This window comes from Bradyrhizobium sp. 149, from assembly GCF_023073915.1.
GTDB lineage: Bacteria > Pseudomonadota > Alphaproteobacteria > Rhizobiales > Xanthobacteraceae > Bradyrhizobium.
Genome location: NZ_JADPKK010000022.1, coordinates 394,203 through 410,980 on the forward strand (window position 1 = coordinate 394,203; position 16,778 = coordinate 410,980).

Annotated in this window: 16 protein-coding genes; 13 read left to right on the forward strand and 3 right to left on the reverse strand. The window is 63.8% G+C overall.

Annotation, left to right across the window (positions count from 1 at the left end):
* Positions 1 to 211: 211 nt before the first annotated feature.
* Positions 212 to 1,045 (forward strand): FkbM family methyltransferase, encoded by an 834-nt coding sequence (locus IVA88_RS19540; protein WP_247498840.1) that lies wholly within the window; start codon positions 212 to 214, stop codon positions 1,043 to 1,045.
* 60 nt (positions 1,046 to 1,105) lie between these two features.
* On the opposite strand, the gene IVA88_RS19545 is transcribed toward IVA88_RS19540, so the two are convergent.
* The 3 genes from IVA88_RS19545 to IVA88_RS19555 all read right to left on the reverse strand — a co-directional run bounded on the left by IVA88_RS19545 (position 1,106) and on the right by IVA88_RS19555 (position 3,997).
* Complete coding sequence (locus tag IVA88_RS19545; RefSeq protein WP_247498841.1) at positions 1,106 to 1,309, reverse strand: hypothetical protein; 204 nt, start codon at positions 1,307 to 1,309, stop codon at positions 1,106 to 1,108.
* Between the two features lie 141 nt (positions 1,310 to 1,450).
* Positions 1,451 to 2,746: an MFS transporter gene (locus tag IVA88_RS19550; protein ID WP_346657614.1), complete on the reverse strand. Its 1,296-nt coding sequence runs from the start codon at positions 2,744 to 2,746 to the stop codon at positions 1,451 to 1,453.
* A 60-nt stretch (positions 2,747 to 2,806) separates the two neighbouring features.
* Entirely contained in the window at positions 2,807 to 3,997 is a 1,191-nt protein-coding gene (locus tag IVA88_RS19555; RefSeq protein WP_247498843.1) for an aromatic ring-hydroxylating dioxygenase subunit alpha, read from the reverse strand.
* Positions 3,998 to 4,176: 179 nt separating this feature from the next.
* Here IVA88_RS19555 and IVA88_RS19560 point away from each other — a divergent pair, with 179 nt between their 5' ends.
* The 12 genes from IVA88_RS19560 to nuoH all read left to right on the forward strand — a co-directional run bounded on the left by IVA88_RS19560 (position 4,177) and on the right by nuoH (position 16,765).
* Positions 4,177 to 4,692 (forward strand): MarR family winged helix-turn-helix transcriptional regulator, encoded by a 516-nt coding sequence (locus IVA88_RS19560; RefSeq protein ID WP_247498844.1) that lies wholly within the window; start codon positions 4,177 to 4,179, stop codon positions 4,690 to 4,692.
* Positions 4,693 to 4,868: 176 nt separating this feature from the next.
* On the forward strand, positions 4,869 to 7,121 hold the full coding sequence (locus tag IVA88_RS19565; protein ID WP_247498845.1) for a TonB-dependent siderophore receptor: 2,253 nt from the start codon (positions 4,869 to 4,871) through the stop codon (positions 7,119 to 7,121).
* 578 nt (positions 7,122 to 7,699) lie between these two features.
* Positions 7,700 to 8,065: an NADH-quinone oxidoreductase subunit A gene (locus IVA88_RS19570; protein WP_008136158.1), complete on the forward strand. Its 366-nt coding sequence runs from the start codon at positions 7,700 to 7,702 to the stop codon at positions 8,063 to 8,065.
* Entirely contained in the window at positions 8,056 to 8,643 is a 588-nt protein-coding gene (locus IVA88_RS19575; protein ID WP_247498846.1) for an NADH-quinone oxidoreductase subunit B, read from the forward strand. Before IVA88_RS19570 ends, IVA88_RS19575 begins: the two co-directional genes overlap by 10 nt.
* 11 nt (positions 8,644 to 8,654) lie before the next feature.
* A complete protein-coding gene (locus tag IVA88_RS19580; protein ID WP_247498847.1) occupies positions 8,655 to 9,266 on the forward strand; it encodes an NADH-quinone oxidoreductase subunit C in 612 nt (203 codons plus the stop codon).
* A gap of 2 nt (positions 9,267 to 9,268) precedes the next feature.
* Complete coding sequence (locus IVA88_RS19585) at positions 9,269 to 10,465, forward strand: NADH-quinone oxidoreductase subunit D (RefSeq protein ID WP_247498848.1); 1,197 nt, start codon at positions 9,269 to 9,271, stop codon at positions 10,463 to 10,465.
* Positions 10,465 to 11,442, forward strand: coding sequence for an FkbM family methyltransferase (locus tag IVA88_RS19590; protein WP_247498849.1), 978 nt, complete (start codon positions 10,465 to 10,467; stop codon positions 11,440 to 11,442). The genes IVA88_RS19585 and IVA88_RS19590 overlap by 1 nt, the downstream gene beginning before the upstream one ends.
* Before the next feature lie 11 nt (positions 11,443 to 11,453).
* On the forward strand, positions 11,454 to 12,065 hold the full coding sequence (nuoE, locus tag IVA88_RS19595; protein ID WP_247498850.1) for an NADH-quinone oxidoreductase subunit NuoE: 612 nt from the start codon (positions 11,454 to 11,456) through the stop codon (positions 12,063 to 12,065).
* Entirely contained in the window at positions 12,065 to 12,271 is a 207-nt protein-coding gene (locus IVA88_RS19600) for a hypothetical protein (RefSeq protein WP_247498851.1), read from the forward strand. The genes nuoE and IVA88_RS19600 overlap by 1 nt, the downstream gene beginning before the upstream one ends.
* A 15-nt stretch (positions 12,272 to 12,286) precedes the next feature.
* On the forward strand, positions 12,287 to 13,612 hold the full coding sequence (gene nuoF, locus IVA88_RS19605; protein ID WP_247498852.1) for an NADH-quinone oxidoreductase subunit NuoF: 1,326 nt from the start codon (positions 12,287 to 12,289) through the stop codon (positions 13,610 to 13,612).
* Between the two features lie 5 nt (positions 13,613 to 13,617).
* Positions 13,618 to 15,693 (forward strand): NADH-quinone oxidoreductase subunit NuoG, encoded by a 2,076-nt coding sequence (nuoG, locus tag IVA88_RS19610; protein WP_247498853.1) that lies wholly within the window; start codon positions 13,618 to 13,620, stop codon positions 15,691 to 15,693.
* 4 nt (positions 15,694 to 15,697) lie between these two features.
* On the forward strand, positions 15,698 to 16,765 hold the full coding sequence (gene nuoH, locus IVA88_RS19615) for an NADH-quinone oxidoreductase subunit NuoH (RefSeq protein WP_007603555.1): 1,068 nt from the start codon (positions 15,698 to 15,700) through the stop codon (positions 16,763 to 16,765).
* The last annotated feature ends 13 nt before the right edge of the window (positions 16,766 to 16,778 follow it).

Genomic DNA, 16,778 nt, shown 5'->3' on the forward strand with positions numbered 1-16,778 from the left:
CCTTTACCTCGGAATCCTCGTCTCGCTTCGATCCCCAGTCGCTCGCGACGCGACTCCTGCGTGCTTTTTGGCCGTCGACCGGCTCAAACTCCCACGCCCGCGCGGCCTCCTGTTGCGCCCGAAACGTGCGCGCAGTGCTGGCACCACGCCGAGTTGATCGCGCCGTTGACCACATGCTACCGCTCAATCCGGTATTGTTCGGATCGATTTCATGCAGGCAGCCGATTTCAGCGCGACGTTGCAAAATCTGTTCGCGAAGGGCGTGCGCTACGGCACCGTCATCGACCTCGGCTGCGCCGACGGGCACTTTGTGCTCAACCATCTGTCGTGCCTCAGCGGTGCGGTGCCACTGAACGTCGACGCTAACAGGATCTATGAGGACTCCCTCAAGGCGATCAAGGAGGCGCTTGGCGGGCACTATCGCATTTGCGCCATCACCGACCACCAGGGCGAGATCGAGATCACCGAGTCGGTGCATCCCTACTGGTCGTCGCTGCGCCCGGCAGGCGACGTCTACTGGTCGCGGGTCAACGACCTGATCACCAGCAAAGTGAAAGTGCCGGCGACGACGCTTGATGCGCTGGTCAAGGAGCTGTCGCTCAGGCCGCCGTTCCTTCTCAAGCTCGATGTGCAGGGCGCGGAAGAGGCCGCGCTGAAGGGCGCGCGCGACGTGCTCGAGAATTGCAGCGTTGTCGTCTGCGAGACCGACATTGACGACTTCCAGGATATCAACGCGATGCTGGTCGATGCCGGCTTTTTTCTCTACGACCTGACGACGCTGCAGCGCCTGCGCGACGGAACGCTTGGTTGGTTCTACCCGGTCTATGTCAGCGGCAAGCTCGCCCATCTCAAGCCGCAGGCGTTCTGGGATGCCGGCGACAACGCTGCGGTGATCGGGGTGCAGGAGACGCGCCGCAAGATGATCCTCGAGCAGAACAGGAAGGCCCTCAACCGGCTGCGTTATGGGAAGAGCGATGTCAGCCGCAATGATCCCTGTCCCTGCGGTTCAGGCGAGAAATTCAAGCATTGTTGCGGCAGCTATTGACCTGAATTGAAAGGCCGCCCGGAGGCGGCCGTTTGGTGTCAAACCGGACCTTTTCCGTCGCTAGCGGATCTGCGATGTCCCGGCGCTGGTCACCGCGACCGGCTTGCCGGCCTTGATCACGTGGGTGGACTGGGCGGTCTGGCTGTAATCGGCATTGGTCCGGGCTGCGATCCCGAAGCCGGCAACCGTGATGCCGGCCACCAGTGCCACTACCACGATCTTCAGGTGGGTCGCACGATCAGCAGAGTGAATTGAGTGGTTCATCCGAGCCTCCCGACGGGCTTTGCCGCCGTCTGTGGCTCTTGTTGTAAGGACCGTCTGTTTCCGGATGGTTTCGCGGGTTCCGCAAAATGGTTTCATCTCCCGCCGCGGGCTTTGCCGGGGGGGAGGCGTCCCGAGCCTGTCTCAGGCTGCGGCCCGGCCGATATCGGCCCGGATCGTGCGGGCCGCCCAAACGAACAGAAGCGCCCCCAACGTGGTCGTGACCGCCGCCGAGAGCAGGGAATAGCGCACGGCGTCGGCGCCGTAAGCGCCCTTCAGGGCATCGTTGACCACGCCCACGGCGAGCGGGCCGACGCCTTGGCCGAAGCAGGTCGCGGTGAGCGCGATCAGGGCGGAGGCGAGCGCCCGCATGCTCGGCTTGGCCACGGTCTGCGCGATCGCGAAGATCGGCCCGAGATGGAAGCCGACCAGGAACGATGTCAGCGCCAGCATGGCCACCATCATCGCAAAGTCCTGCGTCAGCATGCAGAGCGCGAACACCGGGCCGGCGAGGCCTGAGGTGATCGCGGGCGCCCACAGCTTCCAGCGGTCGTCGCGGCGGCTGACCTGCGCCACCACGAAGCCGCCGAGCAGAGTGCCGGCCATGCCGGCGAGGCCCTTGAAGGTGCCGGCATAGGTGCCGATCTCGGCGCTCGACAGATGGTGCACGCGCGCCAGGAACGGCGGGATCCAGGCCGCGGTCGCGTAGTTCGTGTAGGTGGTCAGGCAGAAGCCGATCAGCACGATGATGAAGCTCTGCTGTGAGGCCAGGAAGCGCAGGGTCGGCCCGAGCGGTTCGGGCACGAAATTCTCCTGCATGGCGCCGCGCTTCGGCTCGGAGATCGTCAGCCACAGGATCAAGGCGAGCAGGATGCCGGGCAGGCCCGCAACGTAGAACGCCATTCGCCAGCCATAGTGCTGGTTGACGTAGCCGCCGACGAAGTAGCCGAGGAAGACGCCGAGATAGGTGCCGACGGCGTAGATGCCGAGCGCGCGCGGACGCTCGTTCTTGGCGAAGAGGTCGGCGACGATCGATTGCGAGGCGGGCGAGCCCGCGGATTCGCCGATGCCGACGCCGATCCTCGCCAGCGCCAGCGAGGTGACGCTCGAAGCGGCGCCGCACAACGCCGTCATCGCGCTCCAGAACGCGAAGGCGGCAGCGACGATGTTGCGTCGATTGAGCCGGTCGGCGACGCGCGCGATGGGAATGCCGAGCAGGGAATAGAACAGCGCGAAGCCGAAGCCCGCGAGCAGGCCCATCATGGTGTCGCTGAGCTGGAACTCCTTCTTGATCGGCTCGATCAGGACGTTGAAGATCGTGCGGTCGAGGAAATTTAGCGCGTAGATGATCGTGAGCAGGCCCAGCACGTAATAGCGCCGCGCCGAGGGCTTTGCCGTAGCGGCCGTTTGCACCGACATTTGTGATGTCACATCGACCATCGCGTCCCCCATTAGTCTTTGTTATCGTTGTCGGTCCAGCTTTGATTGGGCCCGGCTGCTTCACGCGTCGCGGATGTAGTTCCCCGCTTCGAATTCGACTAGCGGTGCGCTTGCGTCAAAGCAGACCCCAATGGGGTCGCGATCTGCCTCCATCGCTTCGAGCTGCTCGCTCAGCATGCGCCGGATCAACAGGATGCCGCGGTCGCTCTGGCCGAAATGCTCCTCGGAATGGACGGTCTGCGGGCCTTGGCCGACCTGGGCCTCGTAGTCGCCGGGGAATTGCTGGTGCTCGGCCTCGGTCATGTCCCACCAGAATTTCCCGTTGAATTTCGAGCGCATGCGGCCGATGTCGCCGGCGTTCTTGACGCGGCCGGCGACGTAGATGCGGAAAGACGTGTCGTCGATCGGCAGCGTCCAGCCGATCGACTCGACGCGGGCGAATTGCGCCACGCGCGGGTTTGGCACGACGCGCAGGGTGGGCAGCGCCGCCTCGGTGACGCGGTAAAACACCTTGCCGTCATCCTGCTTGCGGATCGAGCGCACGGCGATCCCGCGCGGCGTCTTGTCGAATTTCACCTCCGGCATCGAAGCCATCATGTCGGTGAATTGCGGGCCCGAGAACGATCCGTGCAGCACCGGCACATGGTAGGGATCGACCACGTTCTCGAAATGCTGGAGCCAGTTGCAGGGGATGATCGCCGGCCCGCCGCCGCCAATCGAGGAATCGTCCGCCTCGACGAACTCGCCGTCGTCCATGGTCTCCAGGCATTCGTAGGCCGGCAGCACCGGGCGTTTCTCGGCCGGGCCCATATAGGTGAAGATCAATCCGTAGCGTTCCTCGACCGGATACCAGGGCTGGCGCACCTTGTCCCTGAACTGGCCGCCGTCGGGCTCGCAGGGCTGCTCCAGACAGTGACCTTCGGTGTCGAACTTCCAGCCGTGATAGCAGCAGCGGATGTCGTCCTCCTCGACCTTGCCATAATAGAGCGTGGTGCCGCGGTGGCAGCAGCGGGCGTGCAGCAGGCCGGCGCGGCCGTGCTTATCGCGGAACAGCACCAGATCCTCGCCCAGCGCGCGAACCTTCTTCGGGGTGTCGGTGGCGTCGCTGATGAGCCCGACCGGATGCCAGTAGCGGCGGAGCAGTTCGCCCATCGGGCTGCCGCGAACGACCGAGGTGAGCTCGGTCCGCGTGTGCGCCGGTTTCATCGCATAGGCCGTTCCGAGATCGCGATCCCGCTGGGTAATGGTCATGCTGATCCTCCCGCTGTCGGCCTTGCTGGCCCGGCTTCCGACGCCTTGAACAGCAGTGAAGGGCAACCGATGACAATGTCAACGAATTTCCAGATGCCTCTTGATCGCATTCGGATCAGGCTGGGGAGGTTGCGCTACCAAGACTTGGCACACTGCGGCTTTCTTGGCAGAGGTGGATCATGAGCCAGATATCAAGCGGGGACGGGCGCACATCGTCCGATGCGGACGCAAGTCACTCGCCGGCGCCCATCACCGTGATGCTGTCGTCGCGGTTGATGGTGCTGGCCAACCTGCTCAAGCGCGGCGCGATCCTGCGCTACAAGCGCCTCGCCGGATTGTCTTCGGTCGAGTTCGGCCTGGTCGCCTCGCTCGGCCGGCGGCCGCCGATGAGCGTGGCCCGGCTCGCCGAAGCCGTCGGCCACGACAAGGGGCAGATCAGCCGGGCGCTCGCGGAACTGGTCTCGCGCAAGTTGATCGCGAAATCGGCGAATCCAAAAGACAGCCGCGAGGTGCTGGTCTCGCTGACCGCAACGGGCCTTGCAGCACATGATGCGATCGTTGCCGGTGCGCAGGAGCGCAATCGGCGTTTGCGCGAACATCTGAGCGAAGCCGAGTTCGAGACGTTGCTGCAGCAGGTCGATCAGTTGACGGCGATCGCCGCCGAGATGCTCGAGGCCGAAAAAATCTCACGCTGATCTCTCGACAACATCCGGAAATGTTGGATCGCTTCTAAGACCCTTTCTAAGAAGCTTTCAATTAGGAAATCCGCGCGCGCTCCCATAAGCGTCGCCCAAGCGCACGCCGTCATGGGACCGGCGGCATGCGCGGTCAAAACACGCAGTTTTGGGGTGGCGCGTTGAACAGTTTTGGAATGCTGCGTTCGGCCGTATTGGCGACCGCATCCGCTTGGGTATTGATGCCGCAAGCGTCGTTTGCGCAATCTTCTGCGCAGAGTGGCGCGCAGAACATTCCTTCGGTGACCGTCACCGCGCCGGAAGCGCGCCGCCGGGCGGCCGCCTCCGCCCAGCACCGCGCGCCGCGATCATCGCAGCAGACCGCCAACCGGAACAAGCCGCAGCCGCAGCGCGATGTCGGTTTCGTCGAGACGCCGCGCGGCCCGGTGAACGGCTACGTCGCCGACCGCAGTTCGTCGGGCACTAAGACCAACACGCCGATCATGCAGACGCCGCAATCGGTCTCAGTGATCGGCGCCGAGCAGATCCGCGACCAGAAGCCGAACAAGCTCGATGAGGTCCTGCGCTACACCGCCGGCGTGCGCGCCGGGACCTTCGGCGCGGACACGCGCAATGACTGGTGGCTGATCCGCGGCTTCAAGTCCGATGACGTCGGGCTGTTCCTCGACGGCATGCAGCTGTTCTACACGTCCTATGCAAGCTGGAAGCTGCAGACTCCGAACATGGAGCGGGTCGAAGTCCTGCGCGGTCCGTCCGCGGTGCTCTATGGCGGATCGAGCCCAAGCGGCATCGTCAACGTCATCAGCAAGCTGCCGCCAGCCGAGCCCGTCCGCTACATCGAGACCGGTGTCAACAATTTCGGCAACGCCTATCTCGGCTTCGATGTCGGCGGTCCGGTCGCGACGCAGCCCCAGGACGGCAAGCTGTTCTACCGCATCGTCGGCCAGGTGCAGAACGGCAACACCCAGGTCAACTTCACGCCTGACAACAACTACTTCATCGCGCCGTCGGTGACCTGGAAGCCGGATGCCGACACGACATTCACGGTGCTGGCGTCGGCCTCGCGGCAGGAAACGCGCGGGATCAACTTCCTGCCCTATCAGGGCACGGTGACCAATGCACCGTTCGGCAAGATTCCGACCAGCTTTTTCAGCGGCGATCCAAACGTCGACAAGTTCACGCGCGAGCAGGAAATGCTCGGCTACCAGTTCGAGCGCAAGCTCACGGATGATCTGACCTTCCGCCAGAACGCCCGCTTCGCGCATGTCGACGTGACCTATCGCGGCTACGTCGGCAATAACTGGGACAACGCCAACACGGCCACTCTCGCTCGCTATAATTGGTATGCGAAAGATACCGCCAACCAGGCTGATCTCGACAACCAGCTGGAGTATCGCTTCGGCACCGGCCCCGTGAAGCACACCATGCTGTTCGGGGTGGATCTGAAGGACTATCAGATCGATGATTACCAACTTTTTGGATTCGGCGTCCCATCGATCAACGTCTTGAATCCCGTCTATGGATTGAGTGACATTCCATTCACGGGCACTCCGTTCCGGAACTTTAAGATCACGCAGAAGCAGGCCGGCACCTATCTTCAGGACCAGATGAAGCTCGGTAACTTCACGCTGGTGCTGAGCGGCCGCAACGATTGGGTCGAGACGACACAGGACGATCGTGGCACGGGCGCCACGGTAGGCAGCCGCAACGACAGCAGGTTCAGCGGGCGCGCCGGGCTGATCTACAATTTCGACAACGGCATCGCGCCCTATGTGTCATATGCCACGAGCTACAATCCGGTCATCGGCCTCAATGCCGTCAACCAGCTGCTTTTGCCGGAAACCGGCCAGCAGACCGAAATCGGCGTGAAGGTGCAGCCTCGCGGGTTCGACGGCTACTTCACGGTCGCCGCGTTCGATCTGAAGCGCCAGAATGCCCTGACATCCAATCCGCTCTTCCCGCTGTTGCAGAACCAGACCGGCGAGGTGACTTCGCGCGGTATCGAGCTGGATGCGGTGGCCAACGTCACCCAGGAGCTGAAACTTATCGGCGCCTTCACCAGCTATCACCTCTTCAACAGCAAGGACCTCGATCCGGCCCTCGTCGGCAAGACGCCGACCAATACGCCGCAGATGCTGGCGTCCGGCTGGGCGGACTACACCTTCAAGGACGGACCGCTGGCGGGATTTGGTTTCGGCGGTGGCGTGCGTTATGTCGGCTCGTCCTGGGCCGACGCCGCCAATACCCTCGAGGTTCCCGCGGTCGTGCTCGCCGATCTCGCGGTCCACTACGAATGGCAGAACTGGCGCACGGCCATCAATGTGATCAACCTGACCGACAAGATTTACGTCGCGAGCTGCGCGTCGGAAACGTCATGCTTCTACGGCGACCGCCGGCGCGTCACCGCCAGCGTGTCGTACAAATGGTGAGGCCCATGACGAGAACCGGCGAGGGGGAGGCCATCGTGAGAGCCTGACAGGCTCGTCACCGGCTTCCGCCACGAGATCGATGAGCTCGCGGGCCATGCCCCCCGGCCCGAAGCTCACGCGAGCGCGGCGCGCGCGACGATCCAGCACGTCGCAGCCCGCCGCGCTCGCCACCCATTGAGCGGCGGCGGAAGCGGGCGCGCGCCCGACCGACGCATTCGCCAGACGAGCCCGGGTCCGATCGTGATGCATGGCTCCCGGATCGCTCGCCTGACGGTGCGAGCAGCTATGCTCGTTGTAATCTGGACTTTGCTGCGTCGCGGCCTAGATAAAGTGAGCCTTCCCAACAACGGACGTCACGGCCCAGCGCGGGTGGACTGATCGGAGCGCCCTTGCTGGGGCGGTCGATCTGCTCCATACCAGCCGCGGGGTGATTCCGGGATTTCCACCGTTTTGAGGGCGACAAAGGGCCTAAAAAGAGCGTGTCTTGCGCCCATTGGTGCACTGCGCTAAGGCTCAGAACAATTCCAAACTGGACGAATCCGTGGCTGTCCCGAGGCTGCGGGAAAAAGGGCTCGTCAATGAGCGGCATTCTGCAGAACTATCTTCCACTCGTCGTCTTCATAGGGGTAGCGGGCCTCATCGGCCTGGTGCTGTTGATCGCGCCCTTCATCGTGGCGTTCCAGCAGCCGGACCCGGAAAAGCTGTCGGCGTATGAGTGCGGTTTCAACGCCTTCGACGACGCCCGCATGAAGTTCGACGTCCGCTTCTATTTGGTCGCCATCCTCTTCATCATCTTCGACCTCGAGGTGGCGTTCCTGTTTCCCTGGGCGGTGGCGTTCGGCAAGCTTGGCGCGACCGGCTTCTGGTCCATGGTGGTGTTCCTCGCCGTGTTGACGGTCGGGTTCGCCTATGAATGGAAGAAAGGCGCACTGGAATGGGATTGAACCCGAATTTGTCCGCCGGTCCGGTTCTTGCGCCGGCCCCCAAGGGCATCCTGGATCCGTCGACCGGCAAGCCGGTCGGGGCCAATGATCCGTTCTTCCTCGAGGTCAATTCGGAGCTCTCCGACAAGGGCTTCTTCGTGGCCGCCACCGACGACCTCATCACCTGGGCGCGCACCGGCTCGCTGATGTGGATGACCTTCGGTCTCGCCTGCTGCGCGGTCGAGATGATGCAGGTCTCGATGCCGCGCTACGACGTCGAGCGCTTCGGATTCGCGCCGCGTGCCTCGCCGCGTCAGTCCGACGTGATGATCGTCGCCGGCACCCTGACCAACAAGATGGCGCCTGCGCTGCGCAAGGTCTACGACCAGATGCCCGAGCCGCGTTACGTCATCTCGATGGGCTCCTGCGCGAACGGCGGCGGCTATTATCACTATTCCTACTCGGTCGTGCGCGGTTGCGACCGTATCGTGCCGATCGACATCTACGTGCCGGGCTGCCCGCCCACGGCGGAAGCGCTGCTCTACGGCGTGCTGCTGCTGCAGAAGAAGATCCGCCGCACCGGCACCATCGAACGCTAAGGTTTTACGTCATGGACGACGCCAAGCTCGACGCCCTGGGGCAGACGATCGTTAGCGCGCTGCCAGGCGCCGCCATCGGTCATTCGGTCGCCTTCAACCAGCTCACGGTCGATGTCGAGGTCAGCAAGATCGTCGAGGTGGTCAAGTACCTCCGCGACGATCCGAACTGCCGGTTCATCAACTTCACCGACATCACGGCGGTTGACTACCCTTCGCGCGAAAAACGCTTCGACGTGATCTATCACTTCCTGTCACCGACGCTGAACGCGCGGATCCGGCTCAAGGCCCAGGCCGACGAGACGACGCAGGTGCCGTCGCTGATCGAAGTGTTCCCGGGCGCCGACTGGTTCGAACGCGAGGCCTACGACCTCTACGGCGTGATCTTCGTCGGCCATCCCGACATGCGCCGCCTCCTGACCGACTACGGCTTCGAAGGCCATCCGCTGCGCAAGGACTTCCCGACCACCGGTTTCGTCGAGGTTCGCTACGACGACCAGGAGAAGCGGGTGGTGTACGAGCCGGTCCGGCTCAACCAGGAATTCCGCAAGTTCGATTTCCTCTCGCCGTGGGAAGGGGCCGACTATCCGCTTCCCGGCGACGAGAAGGCGGGACCGAAGGCCTGATCATGAACGAGCAACCTGAAAATCTCCGCAACTTCACCATCAATTTCGGGCCGCAGCATCCCGCGGCGCACGGTGTGTTGCGTCTTGTGCTCGAATTGGACGGCGAGGTCGTCGCCCGCGTCGACCCGCATATCGGCCTGCTTCATCGCGGTACCGAGAAGCTGATCGAACAGAAGACCTATCTTCAGGCGATCCCTTATTTCGACCGCCTCGACTACGTCGCGCCGATGAACCAGGAGCATGCCTTCTGCATGGCTGCGGAAAAGCTGCTCGGCATCGAGGTGCCGCGCCGCGCGCAGTTGATCCGCGTGCTCTATTGCGAGATCGGCCGCATTCTGTCGCACTTGCTCAACGTCACCACGCAGGCGATGGACGTCGGCGCGCTGACCCCGCCGCTGTGGGGTTTTGAAGAGCGCGAGAAGCTGATGGTGTTCTACGAGCGCGCCTCCGGCAGCCGCATGCACGCAGCCTATTTCCGCGTCGGCGGCGTGCATCAGGACTTGCCGCAGAAGCTGGTCGACGACATCGATGCCTGGTGCGATCCGTTCCTGAAAGTGGTCGAAGATCTCGACCGGCTGCTCACCGCCAACCGCATCTTCAAGCAGCGCAACGTCGACATCGGCGTGGTGTCGCTGAAGGAGGCCTGGGAGTGGGGCTTCTCCGGCGTGATGGTGCGCGGCTCTGGCGCGGCCTGGGATCTGCGCAAATCGCAGCCCTATGAATGCTACGCCGAGTTGGATTTCGACATCCCGATCGGCAAGAACGGCGACTGCTACGACCGCTATCTGATCCGCATGGAAGAGATGCGTCAGTCCGTGCGCATCATGAAGCAGTGCATCCAGAAGCTGAACGCAGCCGAAGGGAAGGGCCCCGTCGTCGTCGAAGACAACAAGGTCGCGCCGCCGCGCCGCGGCGAGATGAAGCGCTCGATGGAAGCGCTGATCCATCACTTCAAGCTCTACACCGAAGGCGTTCATGTGCCGGCCGGCGAGGTCTACGCCGCGGTCGAGGCGCCCAAGGGCGAGTTCGGCGTCTATCTCGTCTCCGACGGCACCAACAAGCCCTACAAGTGCAAGATCCGCGCGCCGGGCTTTGCGCATCTCCAGGCCATGGACCACATCTGCCGCGGTCATCTGCTCGCCGACGTCTCGGCGATCCTGGGCTCGCTCGACATCGTGTTCGGAGAGGTCGATCGGTGATGGCGCAGGCGCCAATCCAGTTTGACCGTGCCTCGGGGGCCCTTGAAGGGGCCAACCTGTGGGAGCGGACGGCTGCCTTGGCGCTGGTGACGGGGTCGAAGATCTCCTCGCACTTCTCGCATATGGGCTACATCGCGTGCGCCAATCTGCTGCGGAAGACGCTGCCCGAGCGCAACATCGCGATCAAGCTCAACCCCGACGCCGTGTTCGAATTCCCCTACGGCGACGGCTACTGGAGCAAGCTGCTCAACCGCTCCTACAATTACGAGGACGAGCTGGAGCTGTTGTTCGCGGACTCCATCGACGTCGATTACACGCTGCTCGATTGCGGCGCCAATTACGGCTATTGGTCGGTGCTGGTGTCGAGCAAGCCATTCGGTTCGCACAAGGCGATCGCGATCGAGCCGTCGGGGCAGAACTATCCCAAGCTCGCCAACAACGCCCGCATCAACGGCAATCGCTTCGAGATCATGAAATGTGCGATCGGCGCGGCCCGCGGCACCGCGCGGCTGTCAGGTACCAAGCACGAGGCCTTCAGCATCGCCGGCGATGCGGCGGCGGGCGGCGAGGACGTGCCGGTCATTGCGCTGGATAATCTCATCGACGACGGCAAGGTCGCGGCCGGCGGCAAGTACCTGGTCAAGCTCGACGTCGAAGGCGTCGAGATCGAGGCGATCAAGGGCGGTGCCCGGCTGCTCCAGGCCGACAGCGTCATCATGTGCGAGGAGCACGGCAGCGACCGTTCGCATGCGGTCTCGCGCTACATCCTCGAACACACCCCGCTGAAGCTGATCGTCTACGATCCCAGCACCCGGCGTATGGAAACGGTGACCGAGCTGTCGATCCTCGACCGCATCAAGGTCTCGACCCACGTCGGCTACAACGTTTTCGGCACCGCAAGCGCATTCTGGCAGGACAGGATCGATGCCCTGAATGCCAAGAACCTGAATGCTAAGTCCGCGCGCCGTATGCAGTGAGAGATTGAGAGATGTCCGTTCGCCGATTAGCACCGAAGGAAGTCCAGCCCGCGAGCTTTACGTTCACGGACGAGAACCTTGCGTTCGCCAAGCAGCAGATCGCGAAATATCCGGCCGGACGTCAGGCTTCGGCCGTCATCGCCATCCTCTGGCGGGCACAGGAACAGCACGACGGCTGGGTCTCGGAAGCCGCGATCCGCGTTATCGCCGACATGCTCGACATGCCCTATATCCGCGTGCTCGAGGTCGCGACCTTCTACACGATGTTCCAGCTGGCCCCGGTCGGCAAGAAAGCCCACGTTCAGGTCTGCGGCACCACGCCGTGCCGGCTGCGCGGCGCCGAGGATCTGATCCACGTCTGCGAGCACCGTATCCATCACGAGCCCTTCCATCTCTCCAAGGACGGCAATTTCAGCTGGGAAGAGGTGGAGTGCCTCGGTGCCTGCGTGAATGCGCCAATGGTGCTGATCGGCAAGGACACTTATGAGGATTTGACCAAGGAAAGCTTCGGCAAGGTGCTCGACGGTTTCGCCTCCGGCAATCCGCCCAAGCCCGGTCCCCAAAACGGCCGCCAGTTCTCGGCGCCGACGGGCGGGCCGACCACATTGAAGGAGATCACGTGATGCGTGATCTCTCGTCGCCGGCAGTTGAAGGGAGCAGTGTTGTGAAGAAGTGGGGCTTCGTCGCAATGCATTCCGCCGTGGCGGCCGCATTCATTTTCCTGCTTCAGCGCTTCGCCCTGAACGCGTCGCTGGAATCCAGTCTGCTCTGGGCGCTGACCTTCGCAGTCTGCGCCGCCGGGCTTGCCTACAAGCAAGCCAACCGTTGATCGGAAAGCACTGACATGCTCGAGGACAAGGACCGCATCTTCAAGAACCTCTACGGCCTCCACGATTGGGGGCTCGAGGGCGCGCGGCGCCGCGGCGCCTGGGATGGCACGAAGAACATCATCGACAAGGGCCGTGACTGGATCATCAACGAGATGAAGGCGTCGGGGCTGCGCGGCCGCGGCGGCGCCGGCTTTCCGACCGGGCTGAAATGGTCGTTCATGCCGAAGGAATCGACCGACGGGCGGCCGAGCTATCTCGTCGTCAACGCCGACGAATCCGAGCCCGGTACCTGCAAGGATCGCGAGATCATGCGGCACGATCCGCATCTGCTGATCGAGGGCTGCCTGATCGCGAGCTGCGCGATGAACGCGCATGCCTGCTACATCTATGTCCGCGGCGAGTTCATCCGCGAGCGCGAGCATCTCCAGGCGGCGATCGACCAGGCCTATGAGGCCAAGCTGGTCGGCAAGGACAACGTCAACGGCTGGCCGTTCGACATCTACGTCGCCCACGGCGCCGGCGCCTATATCTGCGGCGAGGAAACCGCGCTGCTCGAGAGCCTCGAAGGCAAGAAGGGCCAGCCGCGTCTGAAGCCGCCGTTCCCCGCGAATGTCGGCCTGTACGGCTGCCCGACCACTGTCAACAACGTCGAGTCCATCGCCGTTGCCCCGGACATCCTGCGTCGCGGCGCGGCATGGTTCGCCGGCATCGGACGTCCGAACAATGTCGGCACGAAGCTGTTCTGCATCTCCGGCCATGTCGAGCGGCCCTGCAACGTCGAAGAGGCCATGGGCATTCCGTTCCGTGAGCTGATCGAGAAGCATTGCGGCGGCATCCGCGGCGGTTGGGACAACCTCAAGGCCGTGATCCCCGGCGGCTCCTCCGTGCGCATGGTGCCGGCCGAGCAGATCATCGACACGCCGATGGATTTCGACAGCTTGAGCAAGCTGCGCTCGGGTCTGGGCACCGCGGCTGTGATCGTGATGGACAAGTCGACTGATTTGATCCGCGCCATCGCCCGCATCTCCTATTTCTACAAGCACGAGAGCTGCGGCCAGTGCACGCCGTGCCGCGAGGGCACCGGCTGGATGTGGCGCGTCCTGACCCGCATGGCCGAAGGCCGTGCGCATAAGCGCGAAATCGACATGCTGCTCGAAGTGACAAAACAGGTCGAAGGCCACACTATCTGCGCGCTCGGCGACGCGGCGGCGTGGCCGATCCAGGGCCTGATCGCGCACTTCCGTCATGAGATCGAAGCGCGCATCGACGAATATTCGCACAAGTCCGACATCGACGATATCGGCGTCCGCGATCCCGTGAACATGGTCGCGGCGGAGTAGAGACAATGACCAAGCTCATCATCGACGGCAAAGAGATCGATGTCCCCGCCGAATACACGCTGCTTCAGGCGTGCGAGGCGGCCGGCGCCGAGATTCCGCGCTTCTGCTATCACGAGCGGCTGTCGATCGCCGGCAATTGCCGGATGTGCCTCGTCGAGGTGAAGGGCGGCCCGAAGCCGGTCGCAAGCTGCGCCTGGGGCGTGCGCGATTGCCGTCCGGGTCCCAAGGGCGAACCGCCGGAAATCTCCACCCGTTCGCCGATGGTGAAGAAGGCGCGCGAAGGCGTGATGGAATTCCTTCTCATCAACCATCCGCTGGATTGCCCGATCTGCGACCAGGGCGGCGAGTGCGATCTGCAGGACCAGGCGATGGGCTACGGTGTCGACACCAGCCGCTTCGCCGAGAACAAGCGCGCGGTCGAGGACAAATATCTCGGCGCGCTGGTCAAGACCTCGATGAACCGCTGCATCCAGTGCACCCGCTGCGTCCGCTTCTCGGCGGAAGTGGCTGGCGCGCCTGAAATGGGTGCGACCGGCCGCGGCGAGGACATGGAGATCACGACCTATCTCGAGCACGCGCTGACCTCGGAACTGCAGGGCAATCTCGTCGACATCTGCCCGGTCGGCGCGCTGACCTCGAAGCCGTATGCCTTTGCGGCGCGCCCTTGGGAGCTCGGCAAGACCCAGTCGATCGACGTGATGGACGGTTTGGGCTCCGCGATCCGCGTCGACACCCGCGGCCGCGAAGTGATGCGTATCCTGCCGCGCATCAACGAGGCCGTGAACGAGGAGTGGATCTCCGACAAGACCCGCCACGTCGTCGACGGCCTGCGCACCCAGCGCCTCGACCGGCCCTATATCCGCGAAGCCGGCAAGCTGCGCGCGGCGAGCTGGCCCGAGGCCTTTGCCGCGATCGCCGCGAAAGCGGCTCGCACCGACGGCAAGCGCATCGGCGCGATTGCGGGCGACCTCGCCGGCGTCGAAGAGATGTTCGCGCTGAAGGATCTGCTGGCCAAGTACGGCTCGGCCAATCTGGCGGTGCAGGGCGGTGACGCCTTCGATCCCGCGCTCGGCCGCGGCTCCTACATCTTCAATCCAACGCTTGTCGGCGTCGAGCAGGCCGATGCGCTGCTCATCATCGGCGCCAATCCGCGGAAAGAGGCGGCCGTGTTCAACGCCCGCATCCGCAAGCGCTGGCGCGCCGGCGGCTTCAAGGTGGGCGTGATCGGCGCCAAGGCCGACCTGACCTACGATTATGACCATCTCGGCGCAGGCACCGATACACTGGGCGAGCTCGCAGCCGGCAAGCACTCCTTCATGGACGTGCTGAAGAACGCCAAGAACCCGATCATCCTGGTCGGCGCGGGCGCCGCCTCGCGCCACGATGGCGCCGCCATTCTCGCAGCCGCCGCCAAGCTCGCGCTCGACGTCGGCGCGCTCAAGGACGGCTGGAACGGTTTTGGCGTGCTGCATGAGAGCGCTTCGCGCGTCGGTGCGCTCGATATCGGCTTTGTCGCCGGTCAGGGCGGGCTGAACGCGGCGCAGATGACGACGTTCGGGACGCTCGATCTGCTGTTCCTGCTCGGCGCCGACGAGATCAAGCCGGCGGACGGCACCTTCGTCGTCTATATCGGCACCCACGGCGACCGCGGCGCGCATCGCGCCGACGTGATTCTGCCGGCGGCAGCCTACACCGAGAAGTCCGCGATCTACGTCAACACCGAAGGCCGCGTGCAGATGACCGGACGCGCCGCATTCCCGCCGGGCGAGGCCCGCGAGGACTGGGCGATTGTCCGCGCGCTCTCGGAGGCGCTCGGCAATAAGCTCGGCTATGACTCGTTGTCGGCCCTGCGCCAGGCGATCTTCAAGGCCGTGCCGCATCTGATCCGTCTCGACCAGATCGAGGCCGGCTCCGCCGACCAGATCAAGAAGCTCGCGGGGAAGGGCGGCACGACGGAGAAGGCCGCGTTCAAGCCGCTCGTCGAGGACTTCTATTTGACCAACCCAATCGCGCGTGCGTCCGCCGTGATGGCGGAGTGTTCGCGGCTTGCCTCCGGGCAGATGCTGACCGCAGCGGAGTGAGCTGATGGAATTCTTCGAAAGCGCATTCTGGACCGGGTTCCTCTGGCCGCTGATCATCATGATTGCGGAAAGCGTCCTGGTGCTGGTCGTCCTGCTGGTGGCGATCGCCTACATCCTGCTCGCCGACCGCAAGATCTGGGCGGCGGTGCAGATCCGCCGCGGTCCGAACGTGGTCGGGCCGTGGGGCCTGCTGCAATCCTTCGCCGACCTCCTGAAGTTCGTGCTGAAGGAGCCGATCATCCCGTCCGGCGCCAACAAGGGCGTGTTTCTCCTTGCTCCCTTGGTCTCATGCGTGCTCGCGCTGGCCGCCTGGGCGGTGATCCCGACCAATCTCGGCTGGGTGATCTCCGACATCAATGTCGGCGTCCTCTTCATCTTCGCGATCTCGTCGTTGTCGATCTACGGCATCATCATGGCCGGGTGGTCGTCGAACTCGAAATACCCGTTCCTGGCGGCGTTGCGCTCGGCGGCGCAGATGGTGTCCTACGAGGTCTCGATCGGCTTCGTGATCATCACGGTACTGCTCTGCGCCGGCACGCTGAATCTCTCGGCCGTGGTCGAGGCGCAGCATGTCCGCGGCCTGGCCAGCCTGATCGGGTTGCCGCAACTCACCATCCTGAACTGGTACGTCTGGCCGCTGTTCCCGATGTTCGTGATCTTCTACGTCTCGGCGCTGGCGGAAACCAACCGTCCGCCGTTCGACCTCGTCGAAGCGGAATCCGAGCTCGTCGCCGGCTTCATGGTCGAATACGGCTCGACGCCGTATCTGCTGTTCATGCTCGGCGAGTACGTCGCGATTGCCACGATGTGCGCGATGGCGACGATCCTGTTCCTCGGGGGCTGGCTGCCGCCGGTGGACCTGCCGCCCTTCAACTGGGTGCCGGGGATCATCTGGTTCTCGCTGAAACTGTTTTTCATGTTCTTCCTGTTCGCGATGGCCAAGGCGATCGTGCCGCGCTACCGCTACGATCAACTGATGCGCCTCGGCTGGAAGGTGTTCCTGCCGTTGTCGCTGGCGATGGTGATCGTGGTGGCCGGCGTGCTGCACTTCGCCGGCATCGCGCCGAAGTGAGGGCCGTCATGGG

Bases quoted from the DNA above. Each gene is read 5' to 3' on its own strand.
- IVA88_RS19540 (WP_247498840.1), top strand. From the start codon at position 212: ATGCAGGCAGCCGATTTCAGCGCGACGTTGCAAAATCTGTTCGCGAAG.
- IVA88_RS19545 (WP_247498841.1), bottom strand. From the start codon at position 1,309: ATGAACCACTCAATTCACTCTGCTGATCGTGCGACCCACCTGAAGATC.
- IVA88_RS19550 (WP_346657614.1), bottom strand. From the start codon at position 2,746: ATGGTCGATGTGACATCACAAATGTCGGTGCAAACGGCCGCTACGGCA.
- IVA88_RS19555 (WP_247498843.1), bottom strand. From the start codon at position 3,997: ATGACCATTACCCAGCGGGATCGCGATCTCGGAACGGCCTATGCGATG.
- IVA88_RS19560 (WP_247498844.1), top strand. From the start codon at position 4,177: ATGAGCCAGATATCAAGCGGGGACGGGCGCACATCGTCCGATGCGGAC.
- IVA88_RS19565 (WP_247498845.1), top strand. From the start codon at position 4,869: ATGCTGCGTTCGGCCGTATTGGCGACCGCATCCGCTTGGGTATTGATG.
- IVA88_RS19570 (WP_008136158.1), top strand. From the start codon at position 7,700: ATGAGCGGCATTCTGCAGAACTATCTTCCACTCGTCGTCTTCATAGGG.
- IVA88_RS19575 (WP_247498846.1), top strand. From the start codon at position 8,056: ATGGGATTGAACCCGAATTTGTCCGCCGGTCCGGTTCTTGCGCCGGCC.
- IVA88_RS19580 (WP_247498847.1), top strand. From the start codon at position 8,655: ATGGACGACGCCAAGCTCGACGCCCTGGGGCAGACGATCGTTAGCGCG.
- IVA88_RS19585 (WP_247498848.1), top strand. From the start codon at position 9,269: ATGAACGAGCAACCTGAAAATCTCCGCAACTTCACCATCAATTTCGGG.
- IVA88_RS19590 (WP_247498849.1), top strand. From the start codon at position 10,465: ATGGCGCAGGCGCCAATCCAGTTTGACCGTGCCTCGGGGGCCCTTGAA.
- nuoE (WP_247498850.1), top strand. From the start codon at position 11,454: ATGTCCGTTCGCCGATTAGCACCGAAGGAAGTCCAGCCCGCGAGCTTT.
- IVA88_RS19600 (WP_247498851.1), top strand. From the start codon at position 12,065: ATGCGTGATCTCTCGTCGCCGGCAGTTGAAGGGAGCAGTGTTGTGAAG.
- nuoF (WP_247498852.1), top strand. From the start codon at position 12,287: ATGCTCGAGGACAAGGACCGCATCTTCAAGAACCTCTACGGCCTCCAC.
- nuoG (WP_247498853.1), top strand. From the start codon at position 13,618: ATGACCAAGCTCATCATCGACGGCAAAGAGATCGATGTCCCCGCCGAA.
- nuoH (WP_007603555.1), top strand. From the start codon at position 15,698: ATGGAATTCTTCGAAAGCGCATTCTGGACCGGGTTCCTCTGGCCGCTG.